23 protein-coding genes, 1 tRNA gene and 2 pseudogenes are annotated in these 24,958 nt (G+C 42.8%); 19 read left to right on the forward strand and 7 right to left on the reverse strand.

Annotation, left to right across the window (positions count from 1 at the left end; all coding sequences use genetic code 11):
* Nucleotides 1-211 precede the first annotated feature (211 nt).
* The gene (locus HGO23_RS02320) at nt 212-400 is read right to left on the reverse strand and encodes a hypothetical protein (RefSeq protein ID WP_209027842.1); all 189 of its coding nucleotides are present in this window, start codon (nt 398-400) and stop codon (nt 212-214) included.
* A 429-nt stretch (nt 401-829) separates the two neighbouring features.
* On the opposite strand from HGO23_RS02320, the gene HGO23_RS02325 reads away from it, so the two are divergent.
* A complete protein-coding gene (locus tag HGO23_RS02325; protein WP_209027843.1) occupies nt 830-2,230 on the forward strand; it encodes an integrase family protein in 1,401 nt (466 codons plus the stop codon).
* A gap of 273 nt (nt 2,231-2,503) precedes the next feature.
* Nucleotides 2,504-2,713, forward strand: coding sequence for a helix-turn-helix domain-containing protein (locus HGO23_RS02330; protein WP_244967865.1), 210 nt, complete (start codon nt 2,504-2,506; stop codon nt 2,711-2,713).
* A gap of 100 nt (nt 2,714-2,813) precedes the next feature.
* Here HGO23_RS02330 and HGO23_RS20015 read toward each other — a convergent pair whose 3' ends face one another.
* Nucleotides 2,814-3,005, reverse strand: coding sequence for a toxin-antitoxin system HicB family antitoxin (locus tag HGO23_RS20015; protein ID WP_422645745.1), 192 nt, complete (start codon nt 3,003-3,005; stop codon nt 2,814-2,816).
* A gap of 233 nt (nt 3,006-3,238) precedes the next feature.
* Between HGO23_RS20015 and HGO23_RS02340 the strand changes: the two genes are divergently transcribed.
* The 15 genes and pseudogenes from HGO23_RS02340 to HGO23_RS02410 all read left to right on the forward strand — a co-directional run bounded on the left by HGO23_RS02340 (nt 3,239) and on the right by HGO23_RS02410 (nt 16,923).
* Entirely contained in the window at nt 3,239-3,598 is a 360-nt protein-coding gene (locus HGO23_RS02340; protein ID WP_209027845.1) for a hypothetical protein, read from the forward strand.
* 39 nt (nt 3,599-3,637) lie between these two features.
* Nucleotides 3,638-6,025: a primase-like DNA-binding domain-containing protein gene (locus HGO23_RS02345; RefSeq protein WP_209028678.1), complete on the forward strand. Its 2,388-nt coding sequence runs from the start codon at nt 3,638-3,640 to the stop codon at nt 6,023-6,025.
* A 486-nt stretch (nt 6,026-6,511) separates the two neighbouring features.
* Nucleotides 6,512-7,255 (forward strand): Hcp family type VI secretion system effector, encoded by a 744-nt coding sequence (locus HGO23_RS19970; RefSeq protein ID WP_342355493.1) that lies wholly within the window; start codon nt 6,512-6,514, stop codon nt 7,253-7,255.
* Nucleotides 7,256-7,259: 4 nt separating this feature from the next.
* Nucleotides 7,260-8,468 carry a hypothetical protein gene (locus HGO23_RS02355; protein ID WP_209027846.1) on the forward strand — a complete coding sequence of 403 codons (1,209 nt, stop codon included), beginning with the start codon at nt 7,260-7,262 and terminating at the stop codon, nt 8,466-8,468.
* A gap of 2 nt (nt 8,469-8,470) precedes the next feature.
* Nucleotides 8,471-8,854, forward strand: a complete 384-nt coding sequence (locus HGO23_RS02360) for a hypothetical protein (RefSeq protein WP_086114235.1) — start codon at nt 8,471-8,473, stop codon at nt 8,852-8,854.
* Between the two features lie 166 nt (nt 8,855-9,020).
* Nucleotides 9,021-10,178, forward strand: a pseudogene (locus tag HGO23_RS02365) (phage major capsid protein).
* A 43-nt stretch (nt 10,179-10,221) separates the two neighbouring features.
* The gene (locus HGO23_RS02370; protein ID WP_209027847.1) at nt 10,222-10,770 is read left to right on the forward strand and encodes an HK97 family phage prohead protease; all 549 of its coding nucleotides are present in this window, start codon (nt 10,222-10,224) and stop codon (nt 10,768-10,770) included.
* A gap of 2 nt (nt 10,771-10,772) precedes the next feature.
* Nucleotides 10,773-11,973 (forward strand): annotated as a pseudogene (locus HGO23_RS02375) (phage portal protein).
* Nucleotides 11,970-12,305 carry a phage head closure protein gene (locus HGO23_RS02380; RefSeq protein ID WP_099136213.1) on the forward strand — a complete coding sequence of 112 codons (336 nt, stop codon included), beginning with the start codon at nt 11,970-11,972 and terminating at the stop codon, nt 12,303-12,305. The pseudogene HGO23_RS02375 and the gene HGO23_RS02380 overlap by 4 nt, the downstream one beginning before the upstream one ends.
* Complete coding sequence (locus HGO23_RS02385) at nt 12,302-12,574, forward strand: head-tail connector protein (RefSeq protein ID WP_209027848.1); 273 nt, start codon at nt 12,302-12,304, stop codon at nt 12,572-12,574. The genes HGO23_RS02380 and HGO23_RS02385 overlap by 4 nt, the downstream gene beginning before the upstream one ends.
* 29 nt (nt 12,575-12,603) lie before the next feature.
* Nucleotides 12,604-13,029, forward strand: a complete 426-nt coding sequence (locus tag HGO23_RS02390; RefSeq protein ID WP_099136215.1) for an HNH endonuclease — start codon at nt 12,604-12,606, stop codon at nt 13,027-13,029.
* A 119-nt stretch (nt 13,030-13,148) separates the two neighbouring features.
* Complete coding sequence (locus HGO23_RS02395; protein ID WP_209027849.1) at nt 13,149-13,502, forward strand: phage terminase small subunit P27 family; 354 nt, start codon at nt 13,149-13,151, stop codon at nt 13,500-13,502.
* Nucleotides 13,499-15,160, forward strand: coding sequence for a terminase large subunit (locus HGO23_RS02400; RefSeq protein WP_209027850.1), 1,662 nt, complete (start codon nt 13,499-13,501; stop codon nt 15,158-15,160). The genes HGO23_RS02395 and HGO23_RS02400 overlap by 4 nt, the downstream gene beginning before the upstream one ends.
* Nucleotides 15,161-15,418: 258 nt before the next feature.
* Nucleotides 15,419-16,099 carry a gp53-like domain-containing protein gene (locus HGO23_RS02405; RefSeq protein ID WP_209027851.1) on the forward strand — a complete coding sequence of 227 codons (681 nt, stop codon included), beginning with the start codon at nt 15,419-15,421 and terminating at the stop codon, nt 16,097-16,099.
* Between the two features lie 560 nt (nt 16,100-16,659).
* Complete coding sequence (locus HGO23_RS02410) at nt 16,660-16,923, forward strand: helix-turn-helix domain-containing protein (RefSeq protein WP_209027852.1); 264 nt, start codon at nt 16,660-16,662, stop codon at nt 16,921-16,923.
* Nucleotides 16,924-17,184: 261 nt separating this feature from the next.
* Here HGO23_RS02410 and HGO23_RS02415 read toward each other — a convergent pair.
* Nucleotides 17,185-17,260 (reverse strand) — tRNA-Ile (locus tag HGO23_RS02415).
* Nucleotides 17,261-17,548: 288 nt separating this feature from the next.
* Between HGO23_RS02415 and HGO23_RS02420 the strand changes: the two genes are divergently transcribed.
* Nucleotides 17,549-18,346: a GNAT family N-acetyltransferase gene (locus tag HGO23_RS02420; protein ID WP_209027853.1), complete on the forward strand. Its 798-nt coding sequence runs from the start codon at nt 17,549-17,551 to the stop codon at nt 18,344-18,346.
* A 58-nt stretch (nt 18,347-18,404) separates the two neighbouring features.
* Here HGO23_RS02420 and rpoD read toward each other — a convergent pair whose 3' ends face one another.
* The 3 genes from rpoD to rpsU all read right to left on the reverse strand — a co-directional run bounded on the left by rpoD (nt 18,405) and on the right by rpsU (nt 22,646).
* Nucleotides 18,405-20,255, reverse strand: a complete 1,851-nt coding sequence (rpoD, locus tag HGO23_RS02425) for an RNA polymerase sigma factor RpoD (protein WP_209027854.1) — start codon at nt 20,253-20,255, stop codon at nt 18,405-18,407.
* A 311-nt stretch (nt 20,256-20,566) separates the two neighbouring features.
* A complete protein-coding gene (gene dnaG, locus HGO23_RS02430; RefSeq protein WP_209027855.1) occupies nt 20,567-22,315 on the reverse strand; it encodes a DNA primase in 1,749 nt (582 codons plus the stop codon).
* 115 nt (nt 22,316-22,430) lie between these two features.
* On the reverse strand, nt 22,431-22,646 hold the full coding sequence (gene rpsU / locus HGO23_RS02435; protein WP_001144069.1) for a 30S ribosomal protein S21: 216 nt from the start codon (nt 22,644-22,646) through the stop codon (nt 22,431-22,433).
* A gap of 362 nt (nt 22,647-23,008) precedes the next feature.
* On the opposite strand from rpsU, the gene tsaD reads away from it, so the two are divergent.
* Nucleotides 23,009-24,040 (forward strand): tRNA (adenosine(37)-N6)-threonylcarbamoyltransferase complex transferase subunit TsaD, encoded by a 1,032-nt coding sequence (gene tsaD / locus HGO23_RS02440; RefSeq protein ID WP_209028679.1) that lies wholly within the window; start codon nt 23,009-23,011, stop codon nt 24,038-24,040.
* A gap of 144 nt (nt 24,041-24,184) precedes the next feature.
* Here tsaD and HGO23_RS02445 read toward each other — a convergent pair whose 3' ends face one another.
* Entirely contained in the window at nt 24,185-24,901 is a 717-nt protein-coding gene (locus HGO23_RS02445) for an Ail/Lom family outer membrane beta-barrel protein (RefSeq protein ID WP_209027856.1), read from the reverse strand.
* Nucleotides 24,902-24,958: the final 57 nt, after the last annotated feature.

Genomic DNA, 24,958 nt, shown 5'->3' on the forward strand with positions numbered 1-24,958 from the left:
ACAATCCCCATGAAATAAAAGTAAACCTGACGTAAAACGCACTACACCGCACCCGCTTGCATGTTTTGGATCAAAAGTGGATCGCGGGGTAAGGGGAAATTATTAAATATTAGTTAATTTTCTTATGTGAAATCAGGTAATTGGACTGTAGGGGAGTGAAAAAACCAGTACAGTAATTCATTGCACTGGTTGATTAATTTTAGAGAAAATTTTATTCGGAAATTCTTCCTAAAGAATGTTTGTGCATCGGATAACCGTCTTCATCAACACCAGGTGCTACAGATAGCAAAACCCATTCTCCACTATTTAATAGGTTATTCATTTCATATTGCTCAGGGCCTCTGACTGTATACTCAGCAACTTCTTTTACTGTAGTAATGTTGAAAGCATTATTTTCCATTTCGATCTCCCATCTGGTTTCGACTACTGGCAAACTCATATTACCTTCAGAGTAAGAGATAATGAAATATTAAGAAATCCCTGTCGCCATTTTGTCGCCACTGGTCTATAAAAACAAAAAAGCCACTTGCTAAAAAGTGGCTTAATGTGCTGATTTAACAGATAAAATTTGGTAGCCCCTGCTGGACTTGAACCAGCGACCAAGCGATTATGAGACTGAGTAAGTGGTTTTATTTATTTATACTTGTTATTAATTTTCAATTAATTACAAATTTTATAACTACTGTATAAATCCACATAAATAACCTAAAATACTTGCCTACGGTATCCTATAAGTATCCTAGCGTCTGCAAGCGATTCACAAGATACCCTAATCGTTTGGTAACAATAGAAAAGTTGATTCTTACTTTTTTAATATAGAGGGACAGATGTGGAAACTTTCAAATTCACGAAAGCTAAACTAGAAAGCCTGCCACCCGCAGAACGTGGGCAAGTTGAGTATAGTGATACAGTGGTAAACGGGTTACGTATTCGTATCGGTACGACTGGAGTTAAAAGTTTCTGTATTTCCAGAAAGAGAAAAGGAAAGTTTATCCGTGCCACATTAGGGCGATTTCCTGATTTATCTATTGATAATGCTAGGGCAAAGGCGCTTGAAGTTCTTGGTGAAGTAGCCACTACAGGCCAGAACCCCAATGTTGTTAAGCGTATCAATGAAAAAGCAGTAGTAACATTATCTGAAGCGTTAGACACCTATATTTCTAACAGAGGGCATAGATTAAAACTCACTACTGCCAATCAATATCGTTCCATATTAAAGAACTTTTCCGGTGATTGGCTGCAACAACCACTAGCATCAATAAGCAGGGAACGTGTCGAACTCAGGCATAAAGCAATCACTGAGGGTAGTGTTTGGTTTGGTGCTGATAAAGCAACGTTACGTGCGGGTGTTGGGAGTGGTAGTAACGCACAGGCCGATTTATGGGCTAGGTCGTTAAGGGCTGTTTATCGTTTTGCCCATGACCATTATCGAGATGAAGAAGAAAGGGTTTTACTCCCTGATCCACCTACTGCCGTTTTGAGTACAAAGCGTAAATGGTATGGCACGGTAAGAAAAACTGATCGTATCCGAACACATGAACTTGCACGCTGGTTAAGTGCTGTGGCCACTGTTCGGGATAAAGCCGAAAATGGAAGAGATGATGTTGCAGTCGCTGCATGTGATGCGGTGGAAATGGCTATGTTTACCGGATTACGTAAATCGGAGATATTCAACCTTACGTGGGATCGTGTGAATATGGGAGGGCGTTATTTCTGGATAGAAACAACCAAAAATGGCGATCCGCTTGAACTTCCTATTACTGATACCTTAAGGAACTTGTTTCGTCGGCGTTTGATAATGAAGCAGGGAGAACCGGATTTTGTTTTTCCCGGTCTGAGAGGTGTTATCAAAGAATGTCGTCATATCATTGATCGTATCAGCGCAGCTACTGTCCCTGAACCAAATTTAGATATGCTCCAACCAATACCATTCAAATGGCATGATGCCCGCCGTACATTTGGTACAGTCGCTGAATTGGTAGGAGTGGGTAACTATATTTTGAAGCGCTTAATGAATCACAGAACATTACGTAGTGCTGATGTTACTCAGGGGTATTTACATTTTGGTGCTGATGAATTGCAGGAGCCAGCTAAAAGAATAGAGCAGGCGATACTGGAACATGCTGGCATGGTAGAGAATAAAAAGGCATTAGATCAAAAAATTATTTCTATTCTGTCTGGAATGAGTGATGAGGATAAACGAAGAATTCTTTTTCAATTATCTGAATAGGAAAATGCAAAAATGGATTATGAAGAAAATAAAGCTAATACAACTTGAAAAAGACCTAAAGTAAGAAATTAACAACGTGATGCTATCTGCTTGTTCGATTGAGTTCGAATGAATTGAATTTAATATTTGTCTGATCACATCACTATATACCTCTATTGAGGTATAAATTTCCACCTTTCTGTATAAAACGTTATACAAGGCAGTTTACTATTTTTAATGTCTATTTATAAACAATCTATCACTACTGATAATTAATAATATATGGTGCTAAAAATGAGAATACATCCTTCCGCAACAACCTTAGAAAAATTCACCAGAGCAGAAGCCGCAGTTTATCTTGTTGTTACCGCACAAACGCTGGCTAACTGGGCGTATACAGGAAAAGAAAAAATTCCATATCATAAGATAGGTCGTAAAGTTATTTATTTAAAATCCGATCTTGATGGTTATTTGGTTTCAACTCGCCGTGTTCAGACAGCCTAATAAAAAGAAAAAATAAAAGGTGACATTGCAAAAATCACCTTCGAAATAATCAATTTTTAGGACAAAAGACCTATGAACCGAATTAATAAAATTTATTAGCTCAGCCTTTGGGTTTAATTCCTAATCGTTCTAGTTCGTTACGTCCCAAAGTTTTAAGCCAGTTAGCTAGGCTCATTCCTGATTTTAGGGCTGCATCTTCAAACTGTTCTTTCAGTTCTGGAGTTATACGCATTCTAAATTGTGGGGATTGTCCATCACCTTTAGGGCTTTTGTCTCGTTTTATTGTTGACAAGTGACCACCTATTGAATTAGCTTTATCTTTAATAGGTGGTCACCTTAACATGGTAAAACCTATAAAATCAACGCCCCCGAACAGTGCTACCAACACTGAGCGAGGGCTAACCACCAACGATATCAACACTATCGAGGTAGCTATGTATCAATATACCTTTCTAACCAGAAAGGGCAAAGTCTGTTTGCCTAAAAGCATTCCTATATGCTTTACCTCCATTCAGGAGGTAAGCCATGTTTAAACTCATTGTTACCACCACAAATCAACAGACTGGCGAGACAAAAAAAGAAACGGTTCGTTACCGATATAAAACGTTACGTGGTGCAGAAAACGCCGCTAATAATATTCGTCGTGCTTCTATACCGGATAGTAAATCCGTTGATGTTGAAATCATCAGAGAACATGAACATAAGCAGCCTGTGTCACTGGAACAAGCCATGTTTCGGGCAGGTCTGGCAACCTCTTTGTTTTATGTCATTCTTGAAAAAGCCAGTACAGAATGCTCTGCTGATTTAAATAACCTGATTGCATTGGCCTGTGATATCAATCAGGAAATTTACCGCTCATTATTTGCTATTGTTTACAGGGAGTGAACCGATGAGCAAAACACCTTATATAAGAATAGCGGCAAGATCCGCCCGATAGACTTTATCCATAACGTAAAAAAATCTGCCACTAATCACTGGCAAAGCCTGTTGCCTGCTTGTGGTGTTGATGTTCCGGCAAAGGGGAAACATGGTGCTTGCCCGATATGCGGTGGTACTGACCGCTTTCATTTTATCGATGATAACCATCATGGCGATTGGCATTGTCGCCAATGTGATGCGCCGAATCACGGTGATGGTCTGGGTTTAGTGGCAAGAACCAAAGGGATCACGGTCTTTGCCGCCGCTAAGTTGGTAGCTGATGCGCTGGCACTTCCCTTACCCGAATCTCAGCCAATCAAAGAAAAGCCCCGAACAGTAAAACCGATTGCAGAACGCATCGCTGCGCTGGTTGCAACTTCTGTCACGGGTGAATCTCAGTATCTGACTAAAAAGGGGCTGCAATGCCCCAATCAGCGGTTATTGAAAGATGGCTCTTTATTGCTGGTGGTTCAGACGCTGGACGGCAAAATCATGGGGGCGCAGACCATTAAGCTGAACGGTGAAAAACGACTTGTTACAGGCACACAGAAAAAAGGGAGTTTTATCCCTGTATCCGAGATTACCGGAACACCGGACACTTTCATCATCACCGAAGGTTATGCAACAGCGTTAACTGTTAGTCAGTTACATAAGGGCGTGGTATTGGCGGCGATTGATGAAAGTAATTTACCCACTATTGCCGAGCTGGTCAGAACCCAATGGCCTAACGCAAAAATTATCCTTGCTGCTGATAACGATTGGCACAAACCGGAAGAGCAGGACAAAAACGGCAGGTTAAAAAAGAACATTGGCAAGATAGTGGCAGAGAAAACAGCCAAAGTGATTAACGGCTGGATAACGTTACCGCCTACGGAATTAAAATCTGATTGGGACGATTATCGCCAGCATCACGGCATTGAGTCAGCAACGCAGGCATTCAGCAACGGGTTATATCAGGTTGGAGAGAAAAAACTCATGGAAGCAGAAGCGGTGATTATCCACGAAACGAAGCTCAAAAAGGCCAATAACAATCTGGCACAAATGGCAGCCAGTCAGCGCGGGGCACTATTGGTTGAGCGGTACGGCAAAGTGGCGGTTAATCCTGATAGTGAAATGGTTTACCACTATAACGGTACAACATGGGAAACCGTGTCGGATAATGAGCTGCGCCGCGCAATGGTGGCAATTTTTGACAAGCACGAAACCCCTTACAGCCCAAACGGGATTAATAACGCTATCTATGCCATGAAATTACAAGTGCCAGTTATCGGGGAGCAACGGCAGGATTTAATCGGATTTCATAATGGTGTTTATGATTTATCGGCTCAAAAGTTTACCCCACACCAGCCGGAACACTGGTTAATGAATCATAACGGTATTGCATTCACCCCGCCTGCTGTCGGTGAAAATTTACCAGACCATGCCCCAGATTTTTATCGCTGGTTATCCCATGCGGCGGGAAGCAATGAAAACAAGATGAATCGCATTACATCCGCCCTGTTTATGATCCTGGCAAACCGTTATGACTGGCAGTTATTTATTGAAGTCACAGGTGAAGGCGGCAGAGGTAAAAGTGTGTTTACTTATATTGCGACATTATTAGCAGGTGAGCACAATACCGCCAGTGGCAATATGAGAGCACTGGATGAAGCGAGAGGGCGTTATCAGTTTGTCGGGAAAAGCCTGATTACGCTGCCCGATCAGGTTAAATATGTCGGTGAAGGGGCTGGCATTAAGGCGATTACTGGCGGTGATTTAATCGAAGTTGACGGGAAATATGAGAAGCAATTTTCTACGGTCATTAAGGCCGTGGTGTTAGCCACCAATAACGAACCCATGAGTTTTACAGAGCGCAATGGCGGCATTGCACGGCGGCGGGTGATATTCCCGTTTAATATTCCTGTCAAAGAATCCGAGAAAGATCCACAGTTGCCGGAGAAAATCAGTCGAGAGCTTCCGGTGATTATTCGCCACTTATTAAACGAATTTGCCGACCAGAATAAAGCTAAGCAGCTACTACAAGCGCAACGCGACTCGAACGAAGCGTTAACGGTAAAGAGCCATTCCGATCCGTTGTATCGCTTTTGCGGTTATTTGGTATCTGTCAATGATGCAACTGGAATGAAGATGGGCAATAAGAATATCAGCCCACGCGCACCAAGATTGTACTTGTATCACGCCTATCTCTCTTTTATGGAGGCACACGGTTTTGAACGCCCACTAACGCTAACCAAGTTTGGTGAATCCATCCCCAAGATTATGCTGGAATACCGGAAGGAGTATCGGAAAGTACGAACTAAGAAAGGCTATTCTTATAACGTGGAATTATCGGAAGAAGCCGAAGAATGGCTACCGTCAGTACCTGAGTGTCGAGACTTTAAATCCCCTGTATAAAACTTTTAGTTTTAAGTCTGCACTCCATACACAATTTCAAATATCTAGCTGTATTTAAAGGAAAATAATAGATGTATAGTTAAAAAATAACTATACATCAACTCTACATTCTCTTCATTAGGGTAAAAAAAGGGTGAACAGAGGGTACAATGAATGAATATCATATTAATTACTGCAAACCCAGATGTAGCAAGGCTTTGAGAAAGATGTGCAGAGGGTGCATAACTGAGAGGGTGAAAAAGATTTATAGGGGGTATCTCTGGCAGGTAAATAAAAGCTGGATGATAGGAGACAGTAAAATAAGGTATCAGCCTGATTTGGTATTACCAGAAATTTAAACGATGTAATATTCTGATTTTATTTAAGAACAGAGATTAATCACAAATTTACTGCTGAATTTTTCTTCATGCTAGAATAGATAAATATTCCTGCTGTATCCTGTTTCATTCATTCGATTTTATCGAAAGTCAGATCACAGGAGACAAGATGTCACACGTTATCTACTTATCACTAAAAGGCAAGAAGCAGGGATTAATTTCAGCGGGATGTTCAACGCCTGAATCCATCGGAAATCGTTATCAGACAGGCCGGGAAGACGAAATACAGGTACTGAGTGTCAGCCATTCAGTAAGCCGCGACCAGAACGCGCATCATCACCCAGTCAGCTTTACCAAGCCCATTGATAAATCCTCACCTCTCTTAGCAATGGCAATCGACGGAAACGAATTACTGGAAGCGCACTTTATGCACTACCGGACAAGCCCGATGGGACAACTGGAACTCTTTTACGAAATTAAACTGACAGGCGCTACGATTGTCAATCTGGCCTACAATTATCCCCATTCCATCAATGACAACGACGTAATCCCCCATGAAGTGGTGATGTTCGATTACAAGTCTATCTCGTGTAACCACATTGCAGCGGGGACTTCGGGCTACAGCATTACACAATTAGCCGGACGTGAAGAAGGCAGGCCGCTTTTATCCGGGTTCTCGAATGTGAAGCCACTTAAGAAGCCGCTGGTTGAAGAGGCTCCGGTAAAACCCGCCAAACATCATGCCCGCTATCGTTGTGTGGATGATGACGGCAATCTTTTAACCGAATGCAAGTATCGGGTTTGCCTGCCGGATGGACAGATAAAAGAAGGAAAGACGGATAAACAAGGTTATACCCAATGGCATCTTACGGATGACAAAAAGAACCTGAGTTTTCATATTTTAAAGGATTAATACCATGCCAACTTATACTGTCTACACAAAAATAGAATCAAATGTACCTGCTGAACACTTGCTGTACGATTTAATCATTTATCGTAAGGACGCAAAAGGAAACCATCATATATTGCTTGATATTTTTCAGGCACAATTACAGAGTAATTATGAAACTCAACAGCACGTCACTGAAGAAACAGACGATGATCTTTCCGTGACGTATATTATGCAAATCATGCTTTACCGCAAACATGGTTCAAATACAATTCAGGCATTGCAAGCCCCTTTTAAAAAGATGTATACACTGGGGGAATTCGTAGAAGGTAAAGCCTGCTCGGATAAAAAACGAGAAAATGCCTGTTATTTTGAAAGTACGATTGAAACAAAACCTGTTAGCGATGGGGATAATACCGTTGAATTAAAACTTACTGTTCCTGAAAGGGTATTTATTGCGGAAGAATATCCAATTGGTCATCCTGATGATCCATTTGAGAAGAATAAAGTCGAATCACAAATTCAGGATAGGTTATCGAAAAGAACTTACCCGGATCAAAATGGAGCAAGTTTATGTGGACCTGCGGCATTTTTTTATTGTTTACAAATGGACAGACCAGATATCTATGAGCAAGCTGCTCGTGAGTTATGGGAACATGGCAGAACTAAAATTGGTCAATTAGAGATTAAGCCGGGTGATGGTTGTCGTCATCCTAAAGGATCTTTTTATAATCAGTATGGTGAAAGAATCTCAGGATTAGATTGGCTGACATTAGCCAGTTTAAGAGATTCAGAAAATACGATTATGAACTACGATGAAATTTCAGATCAAGTGGCTGGTATTACCATGTGGGAAAAATTAACAGAGTGGTTTGAAAAAGCTGGATATGAAAAGGTTTTTGACAACATAAGTGTATTCTCACATAGTAATGTGAACGATATAATAAATTTAAATCAATATATAAAAAAAGGATATCGAGTTGTAAGTTTAATATCAGCCGGAATGCTAGATAGTATCACTGGTGACACTTCAATGAAAAATCATTGGGTTGTATGGGAAGGCGAAGTTAGTTCAAAAGGGATACCAATAAATTCAAATGATATAAATAATGACAATATGGTTAATTTAAATATGTTTTCTTGGGGTAAAATTTATCAACAAGTTAAAGGGGGTAATAATTTGAATTATTTTCTTAAACATACATTTGGAGGGTTGGTTTTCAAGCCAATAAAATAAGCATGAGTAGATTTATTTTAATTATATCTTTTTTGTTTATTTCCGCTTGTTCAAAGCAAGCTGTTCATATCTATCCTGATGGAAATTATCTAACAGATGCTAAGATTGGTACACCATATAATGAATTAATAAGAATACCTGGTGTTATAGATAAGAGTTTTGGCGCAGAAATAACACCTGAAAACTCGGGTTTAACATGGAGTCCTAGTGATTATACTGTCCCTGTAAAACCAGTAACAGCAAAGGATTACAGCCGTATAAAAATACAAGGCACTCCTACACATGCTGGAGAAATACGAATAAAGGTAGCAGGGGCAATTTACGGGACAATGCTAAATGGAGCAAATGATTTTGAAAAGATATACATTATAAAAGTGAGTAAATAGGTATTAATGAAAAATGGCGAGTTAAATCGCCATTTAAAATTAATTTTTTGTAAATATTTTGTCTTCATGTTTTCCTTTGTTTTATTTCTAAATAACAGAGGCTTTTTTATTATTTTTAATGGTGTTAAATAGTATTTTAATGAAAATAATTATTCCGAAACACACCATGAAAAAACTACTCGAATTTCGCCAGAAAAAAGCCGATTTAACCCATCAAATGCGTTCGCTGCTTGCTTACTAAAGCCGAAAACGAAAAACGCTCACTCAATGCTGATGAAGCCAAACAGTTCGACGAGCTGCGCAGCCAGTCTGATTCTTTGAATACCGAAATTTCCCGTTATGAGGCTTTATCTGATGAAGAACGCAATCAGGCAAAGACTCAGCCGACCAGTAAAGCACTCAGCAATGATGAGCTACGCCACTATATCCTGACTGGCGAAACTCGTTCTCTGTCTACAGGCGTTCTGGCAGATGGTGGCTATACTGTTATCCCTGAACTGAACAAACAGATAATGCAACAATTGGCTGATGAATCGGTCATGCGCCGGATTTGTACTATCAAAACCACGCGTAGCAACGAATATAAACAACTTGTTTCGGTCGGTGGCGCAGCCGTAGCCCACACAGAAGAAGGCAAGGCACGCGGTGAGACTGCTACACCGAAGATGGAAGAAGTCAGCATCAAGCTGTTTCCTATCTACGCTTACCCAAAACCACGCAAGAAATTATCGATTTTAGCGATGTCGATATTTTAGGTTGGTTGACGTCTGAAATTGTAGATACTTTCGTTGATACCGAAGAAACAGATTTGATTAGCGGTGACGGTAGCAAAAAAGCAAAGGGCTTCCTGTCTTATCCTCGTGATGCTCAAGCCGATAAGGTTCGCACATTCGGTACGCTGCAAAAGCTGGAAGCGACTCAACTTGAAGCCGATAACTTGATTGACCTGAAATTCATGCTCAAGAACAAATACCGTAAAAATGCCGTTTGGGTGATGAACTCCACGACTGCCGCGCAAGTACAGAAGCTGAAAAACGGCAACGGTGATTATATCTGGCGCGAACGTTTACAGGCTGGTGATCCCGATATGCTGTTAGGTCTGCCAGTTCACTATCTCGAATTTATGCCCGATAACATCATTGCGCTGGGTGACTTCAAGCGCGGTTACTTCATTGTTGACCATCAAACGGGCATTCGTACTCGTCCTGATAATATCACCGAGCCGGGATTTTATAAGGTTCATACTGATAAGTATTTAGGCGGTGGGCTGGGGGACTCCAACGCGATCAAAGTGCTGGAAATCAAAGGCACGAAAGCGGGTTAACGATAAGGGGCGCGATGCCTCTTAAAGTCATGGAGTCTATCGAATGAAGAATGATTTTGAAATCCGCACTGCCTCGCTATCTGCCAGTGATAAGAAACTGACAGGTTATGTGATTAAGTGGAACAGCCTATCACATGTTTTATGGGATGAGTTTGTCGAACAGTTCGCCCCGAATGCCTTTAGCGTTAGTTTAACGGCAGGGGCAGATATCAGGGCACTTTATGAACATGATCATATGAACTTGTTAGGCCGTACCACGTCTGGCACATTGCAACTTAGCGAAGATGCTACCGGATTACGTTTCGAGTTAACCCCGCCAGATACCCAATTAGGCCGCGATGTGCTGACATTGGTTGAACGTGGTGATATTGCCGGAATGAGCTTCGGATTCAGGGCAATCAAAGATCAGTGGGATACAGGTCAAGAGCCTTATATCAGAACCGTTCTGGAAGCAGAACTTCGGGAAATCACGATCACCAGCTTACCCGCTTATCCTGATAGTGGCGTAGAAATTGCCAAACGCTCACTCAATGCGGTTAAGCTCAGTAATCCGGATTTGCGTCATTACTGGCTGCAACTGTCTGAGGTGTGATCATGTGGCTTTTTAAGCGAAAAGTCTCCGAAACTCGCAGTATGACCATTGATGAATTTTTTTCTCTGGCGGGCATGGCTAATACCAAATCCGGCGAGCATGTTTCTCCTTCTACAGCCGAGGGTTTACCCGCAGTCATGAATGCTGTCACGGTGATTAGCGAAGCGGTTGCCACCATGCCCTGTTATCTCTATCGAGTGCAGCACCAGAGCGGCAAAGAGTCCCGCGAATGGTTGAGCGAACATCCGGTAGATTATTTGCGATTGCCAGACCCCGTTTCAGTTTAAGCGAACCCTGATGCGTCATTGCTTACTGAATGGTAATGCCTATGCTGTGATTGTCTGGGGAAAAGATGGACAGCCACAATCGTTACACCCTTACCCGCCGTCAGCGGTTGTGCCACAACGATTATCCGATCATCGGTTTGCTTACACCATCACCGAACCCTATAGCGGCAAGGTCAAAACCTACCTACAGGAAGAAATTTTACATTTGCGCTATGCCACGGAAGACGGCTTTTTAGGGCGTTCCCCTGTCACGATTTGCCGCGAAACACTGGGTTTGGGGCTGGCACAACAACGCCACAGCGCAAGTATTATGAAAGAGGGCATGATGGCGGCGGGCGTGATTAAAGCCGCTGACTGGCTGGATGGCATCAAAGGGAATAAGGCGCTGGAAGCCCTCGAACGTTATAAAGGCGCTCGCAATGCAGGCAAAACGCCCATTCTTGAAGGTGGCATGGAATACCAGCAATTGGGGATGAGCAATCAGGATGCGGAGTGGCTGGCCTCCCGCCGTTTCACCATTGACGATATTGCCCGAATGTTCAATATCAGTCCGATCTTCCTGCAAGAATATTCGAACAGTACCTACAGCAATTTTAGCGAAGCATCACGCGCCTTTCTGACAATCACCATGCGCCCGTGGCTTGCTAATTTCGAACAGCAAATCAAATCCTCCTTACTGATGAACTCACCAACAAAAGGCATTCGCTACCAAGTTGAGTTCGATACCGCCGATCTATTGCGAGCCAATCCGAAAGAACGTTTCCAGAGCTATGAGACGGCGATTAAATCCGGTGTGATGTGCCCGAATGAAGCCCGTGAACGCGAGGGATTATCACCCCGTGCCGGTGGTGATGAATTCAGTCAGGCATGGAAACAAACGGTGGAAATCAAGCAACAACCGGAGGGCAAGGCATGAGGGCAGGCAGATTGCGGCATCGGATAACTATTCGTAAAAATGAAAGTACGCGTGATTCGTTTGGCGGTATCATCAATAACTGGGTGGATGTTGCCACCGTCTGGGCAGAAGTCAAGGCCATTAGCGGGCGGGAGCTGGTGGCATCCGGCGCAGTGTTCTCAGAAGCCACCGTGCGTATCTGGCTGCGTTATCGTGCTGATGTGACCACAGCGAACAACATTACCTATCACGGAGCAAACACCAGAGGGACGGCATTCGACATTATGGCGGTCATCCCCGATGCGAAACACACCCGCCTAGAGCTGCTTTGCAAGGGAGGTATATTCCGATGAGCCAGATTAAAATTTCCTTGAGCGAAATCAAACAACATTGCCGATTGGATGAAAGCGATACCCTTAATGATGCCTTGCTCATGGGCTATGCCGCTGCCGCGCTTGAAGTCTGCCAGCAACATATCGGTAAGCGATTTGGAGATGATCTGGCTTTTACCCCGGCGATTAAAGTTGGTTGCCTGCTGTATATCGGTTTGTTGTATGAGAATCGGGAGATGGCGACTGATGTTGAACTCAAAGAAGTGCCTTTTACTATCAAATCGTTGTGATCTGTCTATCGTGATGTGGGGATCTACTGATGCCGTGGCAACCGTTAAGACGTTGTGGCTATCCCGGTTGTAAGCAACGGGTAAAGTCCGGTCGCTGTGAGGAACATCGACGGGAACCAAACAGGCAGCGCGGTACACGTACCGAACGTGGCTACAGTAACCGATGGGGACGCTATCGGCTGCAATACCTGAAAGCTAATCCGTTATGTGTCTATTGCTTACAGCAAGGCTGCTACACACCTGCAATCATTGTGGATCACATCATCCCAATACAGGGTGAAGCGGATGTGCTGTTTTGGCCTGCATCCAATCATCAAGCACTATGCCATGCCTGCCATAACCGTAAGACGGTACAGACAGACCCACTCACCAAAGCGAGGCGCAAACAAGGTGCTTATCGGGAGCAGGAGGCAGAAGCAGCACGATTATTTATCACAAGAATAATAACCAAATGAAATAACGGAGTGGGGGTATCAAAAATGACAAACGCCCCTCATAGCGGAACCGCCCCCTCCTCAAATTTTTACGCCCGGCAATTTTTTTGAAAATAAAATCACAAGGAACAGCGAACATTATGGCAAGAGCACCCAAACCGCCTACTTATTTAAATGATATTGCCGCCAGTCAATGGAAGGCCAAAAGCAAAATCTTAAACGAGCGGGAAGATTTGAACGCCGCCGACTGGAATAACTTAGAGCTGTATTGCGTCAACTATGCCATTTACCGAAAGGCAGTGGCAGATCTTGATATCCGGGGCTTTAGCATTGTGAATAGTCAGGGCAGTGAAAGCCGTAATCCGTCACTGAACGCCAAAGCCGACGCTGAAAAAATCATGATAAAAATGTCGGCGTTGCTGGGTTTTGACCCTGTATCACGGCGGAAAAATCCGGTAGAAATAGAGGAAGAGGACGAGTTAGACCGACTATGAACGCATGGGATCAGTATACTTTTGATATCGAAAACGGCACAATTCCGGCCTGTAAACGGGTAAAACAGGCGGTGAAACGTTACTTTAGCGACCTGAATAACCCGCTTTATGTGTTCGATTCGGAGGTGGTGAAGCGATTTATTGCATTCTCTCGCCACTGTCCACACGTCAAAGGGCACTTGCGCGGTAAGCCCATCATTCTCGAACCGTGGCAGCAATTCGCCTTTGCTAATCTATTTGGTTTCAAAGTTAAGGCGACCGGACGCCGGAAATACCGCAGTGCTTACATTCAGGTTCCGCGCAAAAATGCCAAATCCACCGTTGCCGCAATACTGGCGAACTGGTTTCTGGTGATGGAGAACGGGCAGCAGGATATCTACACCGCCGCCGTGAGTCGTGATCAGGCGCGTATTGTATTCGATGATGCTCGCCAGATGTGCCTGTTATCAAAGCCCCTGAAAAAACGGGTTGTTATCCAGCAACTCAAAATAACCTACCCGAAGAGCAACAGTCTGTTAAAACCATTGGCAGCCAAAGCCGCCACCATTGAAGGCTCTAACCCCAGTTTGGCGATTGTCGATGAATATCATTTACACCCCGATAACGCGGTTTACTCTGCCCTTGAATTGGGAATGGGAGCACGTCCCGAAGGCATTCTGTTTGCCATTACCACGGCGGGCAGTAACGTTATTTCAGCCTGTAAGCAGCACTATGATTATTGCTGTCAGATACTGGATGACGAAGAGCAAAACGACTCCTTGTTTGCCCTGATCTACGAACTGGACGACGAGAACGAGATTGATGATGAATCACTCTGGATTAAGGCGAATCCTAACCTTGATATCTCAGTAGATAGCGCCGCACTTCATGACACCATTCAGAAAGCACGGGGCATTCCCTCACAATGGACAGAAATGTTAACCAAACGCTTTAATATCTGGTGTCAAGGCGAAACGCCGTGGATGGGTGAAGGGGCATGGAAAGCCTGCCAGTCAGATTATGATGAAAACGATCTGAAAGGGCTGGAGTGTTACGCCGGACTGGATTTATCCTCAACAGGCGATATTACCAGTATTTGCTACACGTTCCCGGTAGATAATGAGCTGTTATTACTGACTCGCCACTATCTGCCTGAAGCCCAGCTACAGAACCCGGCGAATAAGAATCGGACAATCTACCGTCAGTGGGCGCAAATGGGCTGGCTGCGCACCACGACAGGCGATTGCATTGATTATGATCGTATCCGTGATGATATTCTCAATGATAGCCAGCACTTTGATATCAAGCTGGTGGGTTTTGATACATGGAACGCCACGCATCTTAGAACACAATTACAGGGTGTAGGGCTGGATGTTGAGCCATTCCCGCAAACCTATGTGCGCTTTAGCCCCGTGGCGAAATCTGCTGAGGTGTTTGTTAACCGCAAAATCATTCGTCACAACGGCGATCCGGTGTTGGCATGGGCGATGTCTAATGTCGTGATGGAAACGGATGCGAACGCTAATATCAAACCGAATAAAAAGAAATCAGCGAACAAGATAGATCCGGCGATTGCGTTTTTGATGAGTTTTGGCACATGGCAAGTAGAACATGAAAAGTTTGCGTTTAACTTAAGTGAAGAACAGCAGCAGAGACTGGATATCTTTGATGGGGTTTAATAAAATCAAATGCTCAGAAGGTGAGATATTTCACCTTTATTTCACTAAATCTTATTAGCCATTAAATAAATTTTATTAATTTATTCTCTATTATATTATGTCATCCTGCCGACAAAACATTCTAACTATCAAATGTTAGTCAAGCCGTACTCTCCAATATTGATGAACCAATTTTATTGATGTTCACCGGCGGAGAAGTCTCCCACCGCCTTCATGTTATTTAGCAATGTGTATTGTTGATTAGATGAGGGAATAAATATGCAAGATAAAAAGCCTGAATCAAAAATCCTAGAAGATAACGTTGTAGTTGTACCAACTCGCGAATATGTGAAGGACGCGATCATAGAACACGCCCAGAGCCGCAATCATCCTTACGCAACTCAGGTAGAACCGGGATTTGTTACACTAAGTAATGAAACAGATAGTGACAGTGAAATAACCGTCGCAACATCTAAAGCTGTTAAAAAAGCATATGATCTAGCTAATATAGCCAACCAAAACGCCCTCAATAATAACTCAAATCTCTATTTAGAGAAGAAGCAGAACGGGGCAAATATCCCGGATAAAGCGGAGCTTGTAAAGAATCTTGGTTTATCTGAATTAGTTTATAGAGCCGTAGGGAATGGACCAAACCAAGTACCGGATATGAACAGTTTTGATGCGAAACTTAATGAATCTGGGTATCAAATGCTTCCTAGTGGATTAATGATTCAGTGGGGGGTTGTAATCGGTTCAACAAGTACAATAGACGTGCGTAAATTCTCAATTCCATTTAAAAACAAATGCTTTGTTGTAACTGGTAATTATGTTAGAGGTGGTGATTGGGGACAAGGTATATCTGCTGAAATTAGATCTAAAGAAGAGTTTTTAATTATTGTTCACGACTCGCTGGGAAATTGGTCAGGTTCCCGAGTGCAATATATAGCTATCGGATATTAGTCTTATAGAGATGAATTTTTCTTACCATAATTGAATAAATATCATACTGATTCGTATTGGTGTTTTTTTATAACAGTGTATATCTTCAAATATCACTACTACCGATCACATACCAATCTAGACATGGATGTCTAACCAATATCCTTCGGAATATCATAGGCTCTTCATCTCCAACCGAATAGTAACAGGCCTAAAAAGCTTCCAATGGGCCTGAATACAGAGCAGATATTTATCTTGAGTGAAGAACAGTAGTAGCACCTTAACGCGCTTAATAAGATATAACGCAAAAAGTTAAGCGTTTATACTGATTCGCTTATTGAGTCCGATAAACCAATCAGTTAAAGTAGCCCAGCCATTGGCAAAATCCAATGGTCAAGGATTAGCACCCTTGCAAAGAGCTATCCACTGGTAGGAGGTTTCTACCAGTGTGTCTGCTATCGCCCATTCAATGGCGATTCAGGCAGGGGAGGCTTCGGCCTCGCTGGAAGGTAGCTCCCAGTAGTGCTAACCCTGTCTGAATTGCCACCATCAATGTTCAATTAATGGAAGGGGTAGCAGGAATGATTGATATAAAAAAAGACTGGCATCAAGCCGATATTATTGCTGCATTACGTAAGCGTGGAACAACCCTAGCGGCTGTTTCTCGTGAAGCAGGACTCAGTTCATCTACACTAGCAAATACTCTTAGCCGTCTGTGGCCGAAAGGCGAATGGATAATTGCTAACTATCTCGAAATACATCCCTCAGAAATCTGGCCGAGTCGCTATTTTGATTCGTATGGCCGATTAATTGAGCGTCATGCTCGCAGTAAACCACTGGAATAATTACTCATCAGTTCTTGAGATTCAATCTTAGCCATTTTAGAAATCATGGCGTTTTGCATTTCAAGTGGCGATTAGGGAAGCAGAAAGGCAAACATCGTATTTTCAAGTGATGTGATAAATGTCACAGAGAGGAATACGACAACGGCTCATTACCGTAGCTGTATTAATTGGTTATACCTCGCGCTACTGCCAGAAGGTATCCTATGGGTATCCTAGAAAAAACTAAGGGGTCGCACTTTTGATGCAACCCCTTGATAATTCTGGTGGCCCCTGCTGGACTTGAACCAGCGACCAAGCGATTATGAGTCGCCTGCTCTAACCACTGAGCTAAGGGGCCGTTGAAGTGGAGGAATTATACGGTACAGTGTGGCACCAGGTCTAGTCCTCAAAATTCATATGCGCGTTTTATAGACAAAAATCAGTGCTTTTTAACGTATTTAAACTATTTATAGCCACTATAAAATATTTTTTAGTGATACTGATTGCCTTTTTGATAAATTTCTCTGGTTATATATTGTGTTTTGATTATTATTTGAACACAAAGATATTGTTGGTTATGTTTCGTGTTTTTTTGATTTGAAACCGTTCTTATATTTTCCTGTAAAAATATTTTTGTAATTCAAATATGAGCATATACAACTTATCAGAGGCCGTTTTAGCCCATCGTAAACTGGAAGATTATTTTTTCTCATCTATCAGCCGAATGTATCAACATATCGGCGCTGGAGTTCGAGCTTATGTCACAGGTGTTGAAACTGATGCATTAAATTTTTTGCTGGTGGTAGATGAATATGAACAAACCGCAGAAGAGCTAAAAACAGGGATTCAGTTACTTGATGAGAAAGCGAATGTACCGTTTTTGATTGTTACCACGGTGCCTGGTAATCAGGTTTTAGCGGTTATCCAGCAGGCTGGGTTTGTGTTTGATCCTGATAGCATAACTACCGTCATGCAGCTCGATTTAATGAATTGGCAGATTGCGGATGAGGGTGTTGAAGGATATGAAATCCGGCGTGTTGACCACTGTTTGACTGATTGGGCTATTCCGGTAGAAAGTGCATTTGAAACAGGTCATTTTATTTCCGGACAGTATCAACAATGTCATCAGATGGCCTTGAATGCTGGAAAGTATCTGCAACATTATGTTCTGTATACAGATGGTCAGCCAATCTGTGCCTTAACTTTATCAAGGCTGGACAATATTATTCGTCTTGATGATATCAGTACAGTGAGGGAAAAGAAGAGAAGAGGGTATGCTTCTGCTTTGATTAACTATGTGTTGAAAGAAGCTAAGCTTCATGGTGCGACTACATGTTATCTGGAGGCTTCGCGTGATGGAAATGGCTTATATCGTCGCATCGGTTTTAAACCATTATTTGAATGTCAGGGATTTATTCGTGAAGAGAAAGCTATGCATGAATAATAAAAAAGCGTCTGCCGGAGCAGACGCTTTTCAGGTTTTTCAGCGAGAGATCCCTTGATTAGTCATCAAGGAAGCTGCGCAGTACTTCTGAACGGCTTGGATGACGCAGTTTGCGCAGAGCCTTAGCCTCGATCTGACGAATACGCTCACGGGTTACGTCAAATTGTTTACCAACTTCTTCCAGTGTATGGTCAGTGTTCATGTCGATACCAAAACGCATACGCAGGACTTTCGCTTCACGTGCAGTTAAGCCTGCCAGCACATCATGGGTAGCAGAACGCAGGCTTTCTGAAGTGGCAGAATCCAGCGGCAGCTCCAATGTGGTATCTTCAATGAAATCACCGAGATGTGAATCTTCATCATCTCCAACTGGTGTTTCCATGGAAATTGGTTCTTTGGCAATTTTCAGTACTTTGCGGATCTTATCTTCCGGCATCAGCATACGTTCTGCCAGCTCTTCCGGTGACGGTTCACGTCCCATTTCCTGTAGCATCTGACGGGAAATACGATTGAGTTTGTTGATCGTCTCAATCATATGTACAGGAATACGGATGGTACGAGCCTGATCCGCAATAGAGCGGGTAATAGCCTGACGGATCCACCATGTAGCATAAGTTGAGAACTTATAACCACGGCGATATTCAAACTTATCAACCGCTTTCATCAGGCCAATATTACCTTCCTGGATCAGGTCAAGGAATTGCAGACCGCGGTTGGTGTATTTCTTGGCAATCGAAATAACCAGACGTAAGTTTGCTTCAACCATTTCCTTCTTCGCACGGCGGGCTTTTGCTTCACCGATTGACATGCGACGGTTGATATCTTTGACTTGATCAATAGTTAAGCCGGTTTCTTCTTCAATCTGGCGCAGCTTTTGCAGGCTACGCATTACCTCTTCTTCAACTTCCAGCAGTTTATCAGACCATGGTTTGTTCATCGCTTTTGCAGCAGTAAACCATGTATCATTCGTTTCATTGCCAGAAAACAGAGTGATGAAGTTTTTCTTCGGCATTTTGCTCTGTTCAATACACATCTTCATGATTTGACGTTCTTGAAGACGTACGCGATCCATCATGGAACGCATGTTGTTAACCAAGTAATCAAACTGTTTTGGTATAAGGCGGAATTGTTTGAATACTTCGGACAGTTTTAAAATTTCCGCTGCAGTATTTGGATGGCTGCGACCGTATTTTTTGATTGTCTGACGGGTAGTTTCATGTTGTTCACGCAGCTCCAGAAATTTCTGGCGAGCCAATTCTGGATCGATGCTGTTATCGTCTTCACTGTCAGTATCATCATCCTGATCCTCATCGTCATTATCGTCAGAATCATCAAGCTCTTCCTGAGGCAGTTCAGAACCAACGTGAGTAGCTGTCGGTGCAAGATCTTCTTCTGCATTAGGATCAACAAATCCTGTGATTAAATCAGACAGGCGGCTTTCACCTGCTTCAACAAGGTCATACTGCTCCAGCAGGTAGGTAATAGCTTCAGGGTATTCGGCAACGGAGCACTGTACTTGGTTAATGCCATCTTCAATGCGTTTTGCAATGTCAATCTCACCTTCGCGAGTCAGTAGCTCAACTGTACCCATTTCACGCATGTACATGCGAACCGGATCGGTAGTACGACCGATTTCTGACTCGACACTGGATAACACTTGCGCTGCTGCTTCTACAGCATCTTCATCGGTGTCGTTTGTGTTTTCTGCCAACATGAGATCATCGGCATCAGGTGCCTCTTCCATTACCTGGATGCCCATGTCATTGATCATTTGGATGATATCTTCTATCTGATCAGAATCGACGATATCTTCCGGCAGATGGTCATTGACCTCAGCATAGGTCAGATAGCCTTGCTCCTTACCTCGTGTGACAAGTAGCTTTAGCTGTGACTGCGGGTTTTGCTCCATAAGACGGTATCCACACTTCAGAGTATTGGTTGGTGTCGGTCGGCGAAACAAATTATGCCAACAATAACATTTAGGGGCATTTTCGTTATATTGCCACTGCCCTCAATAGCGGCAACTGTAGGGTTATCTCCCTACCTCATTCGGCATTTAAGCCGTAAATTCTGTATCTATGATCCGAAATTTTGATTCAGAGTCTGTTTTATCTGACTGTTTCAGTAACTCAGTTTCAGAAAATCAGTTTTATTAAACCATGTTACACATATAGATTGGATCAAATCTGTCAGGTAACACAGCCCTAATTGAAACAACATCTATCTTTTGGCTCCGGATTCTGTGATTAACCGGACTTCTTCACGCTCTTCCGGGGTCAATCCTTCTGTTCTCTCTTTAGCAATCAAAAAATTGAAACGTTCATCCAGAGCTGATGCGAAAAGATGATTCAACGCATCACTAAACGTTTTTTCAGCAATTTCTTCTATCTGTATATCGTTCCATGCGGCGAGTTTTTCAAGCTGTTTTGCGTACTTATTGTCGCGGTATTGCTCCAAAAGCTGCCCGGTTGTTAAGCCTGGTTGGGCAAGGCATGTGTCGACAAGCTCTATAAATAACGGTAATCCCGCTATTTGAGCAGAAAACATTCCCTGTAATGAAGGAACTAATGTCGCTAAATGCGGATTTTGTACCAGCAATGCGATAAGTATGCGCATTGTTGTTGGTTTCAGTTTTAGCGCCTGATATGTATTGGTATCTTTTTTGACAAGTTTTGCCAGAGATCGTTCCAATTGTGTCGTATCAGGTATGCCCAGTAGTTTCCCAAGTTCTTTAAGCAGATAGAGCCGCAATGCTTCTCCCGGAACCTGACTAATCAATGGCATAGCAAGTGAATTAAGCTTGGTTGCGCCTTCCGGAGTACTCAAATCAACCTGTGGTAGCAGTGAATCGAACAGAAACCCAGATAAAGTTTGTGCCTTTTCCATTCTCTGTTCGAAAGATTCACGCTTTTCTTTACGGATCAGTGAATCCGGATCTTCACCATCTGGCAAGAACATAAAACGTAATTGCCGGCCATCATTCAGATAGGGTAGTGCTGTTTCCAGTGTCCTCCATGCAGCATCACGACCTGCACGGTCTCCATCGTAACAACAGATGACGTTATCGGTTGTCCGAAAAAGTAACTGAACGTGCTCGGCTGTTGTGGATGTTCCCAGCGAGGCTACAGCATAATCAATGCCAAACTGAGCCAACGCGACAACATCCATATAACCTTCAACCACCAATAACCTTGAAAGGGAATTGTGGTTTTGCTGTGCTTCATAAAGGCCATATAATTGACGGCCTTTATGGAAAATCTCTGTTTCCGGTGAATTGAGGTATTTGGGAAGTGCATCTCCCAGCACTCTGCCACCAAATGCAATGACACGGCCCCGGCGATCACGGATAGGGAACATAATACGTTCACGGAAACGGTCATAAGTGCGACCGTTGTCATTCGTGACCAGCATTCCGGCGTCGTTTAATTGCTTGCGCTCTTCTGCGTTATGGGCAAACCGTTTTAGGGTATTATCCCACCCCGCCGGAGCGAAGCCGATTGCAAAACGCTGAATGACTTCTTCACTGAGCCCGCGCCTGGTCAGATATTGCCAGGCTGCCTGTCCGTTTGGTATTGTCAGTGAATGTTGATAGAAACTGTTTAGTTTATCCATCAACTGATAAAGATTTTGTCGTTGGTGGCGCTCAATATGGCCGCCGCCAGAACTTGCCTCATAAGGGACTTCCAGCCCGTGCATAGCAGCCAGCTCTTCAACGGATTCGACAAAGTCTAACCTGTCATAATTCATTAAAAAATCAATGGCATTACCATGCGCCCCACAACCGAAGCAATGATAAAACTGTTTATCGCCATTAACAGTAAATGAAGGGGTTTTTTCGTTATGAAAAGGACAACACGCCTGATGGTTTTTACCTTTCTTTTTAAGAGGCACTCTGACATCAATAAGATCAATGATATCGGTTCTGGCTAATAAGTCATTGATAAATGCGCGTGGAATTCGTCCAGCCATAAGCCCTTTTACGCCTGTTGATGAACGAGAATAAGCCGCGCTTTCTCTGGGAAAGCACGGCCTTTAACTGCAGTAGTTTGTCAATATAACCACTATGCGGATAGACCGCAAAGATTTAGTACAAACGAGTGCGGCGTGCGTTTTCACGAGCCAGCTTTTTAGCGTGGCGCTTAACTGCAGATGCTTTAGCACGTTTACGTTCAGTCGTTGGTTTTTCATAGAATTCACGACGACGAACTTCTGCTAATACGCCTGCTTTTTCGCAAGAACGCTTGAAGCGACGCAGAGCTACGTCAAATGGCTCGTTTTCACGTACTTTAATTACTGGCATGTGCCTCTCACCTCAATAGAAACCGGGTTTGTCGCTGGCGCGATAGTGCCAGCCGTCTTTAAAAATGGTGCGGAATTTTACTTCAATGAACACGGCCTTGTAAAGTGCCGAGGAAAATTGAAACACATAACGCCGCAGATTATAGTTTGTTTTTTTGGGACGTAAAACGAACAATCTAATGCTAGCATTATTAACATTAACCACACAGGATATTCAAGTAGGGGGCTGATTATAGACTAAACAGAAGAAAGAGTCAGCTTGTAAATAGAGACGATTGTAATTGAGTTGATGTGAATAGTGGTTGTAAGTAGATAGTGATACACTGGCGTTTGCTTTAATTATGGTGGCGAGTGACAAGTACAATGCGAGTTTTAGGTATAGAAACGTCCTGCGATGAAACCGGAATCGCAATTTATGATGACAAATCCGGTCTGCTATCTAACCAATTGTACAGTCAGGTAAAACTACATGCTGATTATGGAGGGGTTGTGCCTGAGCTTGCATCCCGTGATCACATTCGTAAAACGGTTCCGCTGATTCAGGCGGCCTTGAAGGAGGCGGGCTTAACCAGTAAAGATATTGACGCTGTTGCTTATACCGCAGGCCCGGGCTTAGTAGGGGCATTGATGGTTGGAGCAACTATTGGTCGTTCATTGGCTTTCGCGTGGGATGTACCCGCCATTCCTGTTCATCATATGGAAGGCCATTTATTGGCACCTATGTTGGAAGAAAACAGACCTGAATTTCCTTTTGTCGCATTACTGGTTTCTGGCGGGCATACTCAGCTTATCAGTGTGACTGGTATTGGTGAATATAAATTATTGGGTGAATCCATTGATGATGCCGCAGGTGAAGCTTTCGATAAGACGGCAAAATTATTGGGACTGGATTATCCGGGAGGCCCGGCTCTTTCCCTCATGGCACAGAAAGGTAAGGCAGGTCGTTTTGTTTTCCCCCGCCCAATGACGGATCGTCCGGGACTGGATTTTAGTTTCTCAGGTTTGAAAACTTTCGCAGCCAATACTATTCATAAGCACATTGGTGGTGGTGATGCTGAACAAGATGAACAGACTAAAGCAGACATTGCTTATGCATTTGAAAATGCTGTTGTTGATACGCTGACAATAAAATGCAAACGAGCACTAGAGCAGACTGGTTTTAAACGATTAGTTATGGCGGGAGGGGTTAGTGCAAACCGGGTATTACGCATTAGTATGCAAAATACGATGGAAAAATTGTGTGGTGAAGTGTTTTATGCCCGCCCTGAATTTTGCACTGATAATGGAGCAATGATTGCATTAACAGGGGTGATCCGCTTGAAAAGCGTTACCAAAGGCGCTTTAGGCGTAACTGTTAAAGCTCGCTGGCCATTGTCTGAGCTTCCTCCGTTGTAAAAGTAACTTACATGAAAAAGTGAAGCAGAGTGTTCATCAAATGAAAGAAGGAAAGTACTACTCAAATATTTAATACCATTGAATATTGAGTAGTACCTTCCTTCTGTTCAAATTAATAAATTTAAAACATCGCTATTTTTTTACTTAAAATCTATATCCTATACCAACATTAAATCCATTAATATAGTTGTTTGTCCCTTCACCATATGGAATTGTGTCAGTAAATTTTGACAGTGTACCTTCATAAGCGAGGTAAAGAGTGATATTTTTAACGGGATTAATTTCAATACCAGCACCATAGGCAATATTATTAGTGCGCAGAGAAAATTTAGTATTACGCGTGTTATCAATATATTCATTCATCCCTATCGGATCAAGACCTAGCCACGTTCCCTCGAATCCAGTAGTAGGATTTATATTATTAATATTATCACTCACTCCGAAGGGAGCGCTTATATGATATGTTACATGAGAAATACCAAGTAGACCATAAATGCTCAGATAATCATTTATGCGGTAAGCTGGGCCTGCCATTAGGGAAAAATATTTTGCTCTATATGAATTTTTTGCCTCAAAATATGCAGATCTACCAGGAATAGAATTCCCAAACGAATTATAAAACGGAAAACTCCTGTTACCATGACCCTGCATATAAGTGAATTGACCAATTATGCTGACTGGGGAGTCCCATTCATAGCGATAATGAATGTTAAATCCATTAAGATTAATCTTGTCAGCAGGTTTGGTTATCTTGCCTCTTGCATACCCTGCAGCTATGGTATGTGTATCAGCATTAGCTAATGAACCATAGATAAAGCTGAATAAAGCTAAAGTTGTTAGAAGCGCTTTTTTCGTTACCATGATGAGAGACCTTTCATATTGTTAACTGATCTAATTATAGGTGATTTATAAAATATG

The sequence above is a fragment of the Xenorhabdus budapestensis genome, assembly GCF_017743015.1.
In the GTDB taxonomy this organism is placed as follows: Bacteria; Pseudomonadota; Gammaproteobacteria; order Enterobacterales; family Enterobacteriaceae; genus Xenorhabdus; species Xenorhabdus budapestensis.

Excerpts from the sequence above, each read along its gene's own strand:
- rpoD (WP_209027854.1), bottom strand. The coding sequence starts at position 20,255 with ATGGAGCAAAACCCGCAGTCACAGCTAAAGCTACTTGTCACACGAGGT.
- HGO23_RS02355 (WP_209027846.1), top strand. The coding sequence starts at position 7,260 with ATGCCAACTTATACTGTCTACACAAAAATAGAATCAAATGTACCTGCT.
- HGO23_RS02390 (WP_099136215.1), top strand. The coding sequence starts at position 12,604 with ATGCCGTGGCAACCGTTAAGACGTTGTGGCTATCCCGGTTGTAAGCAA.
- HGO23_RS02410 (WP_209027852.1), top strand. The coding sequence starts at position 16,660 with ATGATTGATATAAAAAAAGACTGGCATCAAGCCGATATTATTGCTGCA.
- HGO23_RS02360 (WP_086114235.1), top strand. The coding sequence starts at position 8,471 with ATGAGTAGATTTATTTTAATTATATCTTTTTTGTTTATTTCCGCTTGT.
- tsaD (WP_209028679.1), top strand. The coding sequence starts at position 23,009 with ATGCGAGTTTTAGGTATAGAAACGTCCTGCGATGAAACCGGAATCGCA.
- HGO23_RS02340 (WP_209027845.1), top strand. The coding sequence starts at position 3,239 with ATGTTTAAACTCATTGTTACCACCACAAATCAACAGACTGGCGAGACA.
- HGO23_RS02330 (WP_244967865.1), top strand. The coding sequence starts at position 2,504 with ATGAGAATACATCCTTCCGCAACAACCTTAGAAAAATTCACCAGAGCA.
- HGO23_RS02380 (WP_099136213.1), top strand. The coding sequence starts at position 11,970 with ATGAGGGCAGGCAGATTGCGGCATCGGATAACTATTCGTAAAAATGAA.
- HGO23_RS02385 (WP_209027848.1), top strand. The coding sequence starts at position 12,302 with ATGAGCCAGATTAAAATTTCCTTGAGCGAAATCAAACAACATTGCCGA.
- HGO23_RS02445 (WP_209027856.1), bottom strand. The coding sequence starts at position 24,901 with ATGGTAACGAAAAAAGCGCTTCTAACAACTTTAGCTTTATTCAGCTTT.
- rpsU (WP_001144069.1), bottom strand. The coding sequence starts at position 22,646 with ATGCCAGTAATTAAAGTACGTGAAAACGAGCCATTTGACGTAGCTCTG.
- dnaG (WP_209027855.1), bottom strand. The coding sequence starts at position 22,315 with ATGGCTGGACGAATTCCACGCGCATTTATCAATGACTTATTAGCCAGA.
- HGO23_RS02320 (WP_209027842.1), bottom strand. The coding sequence starts at position 400 with ATGGAAAATAATGCTTTCAACATTACTACAGTAAAAGAAGTTGCTGAG.
- HGO23_RS02370 (WP_209027847.1), top strand. The coding sequence starts at position 10,222 with ATGAAGAATGATTTTGAAATCCGCACTGCCTCGCTATCTGCCAGTGAT.
- HGO23_RS02395 (WP_209027849.1), top strand. The coding sequence starts at position 13,149 with ATGGCAAGAGCACCCAAACCGCCTACTTATTTAAATGATATTGCCGCC.
- HGO23_RS02400 (WP_209027850.1), top strand. The coding sequence starts at position 13,499 with ATGAACGCATGGGATCAGTATACTTTTGATATCGAAAACGGCACAATT.
- HGO23_RS19970 (WP_342355493.1), top strand. The coding sequence starts at position 6,512 with ATGTCACACGTTATCTACTTATCACTAAAAGGCAAGAAGCAGGGATTA.
- HGO23_RS02405 (WP_209027851.1), top strand. The coding sequence starts at position 15,419 with ATGCAAGATAAAAAGCCTGAATCAAAAATCCTAGAAGATAACGTTGTA.
- HGO23_RS02420 (WP_209027853.1), top strand. The coding sequence starts at position 17,549 with ATGAGCATATACAACTTATCAGAGGCCGTTTTAGCCCATCGTAAACTG.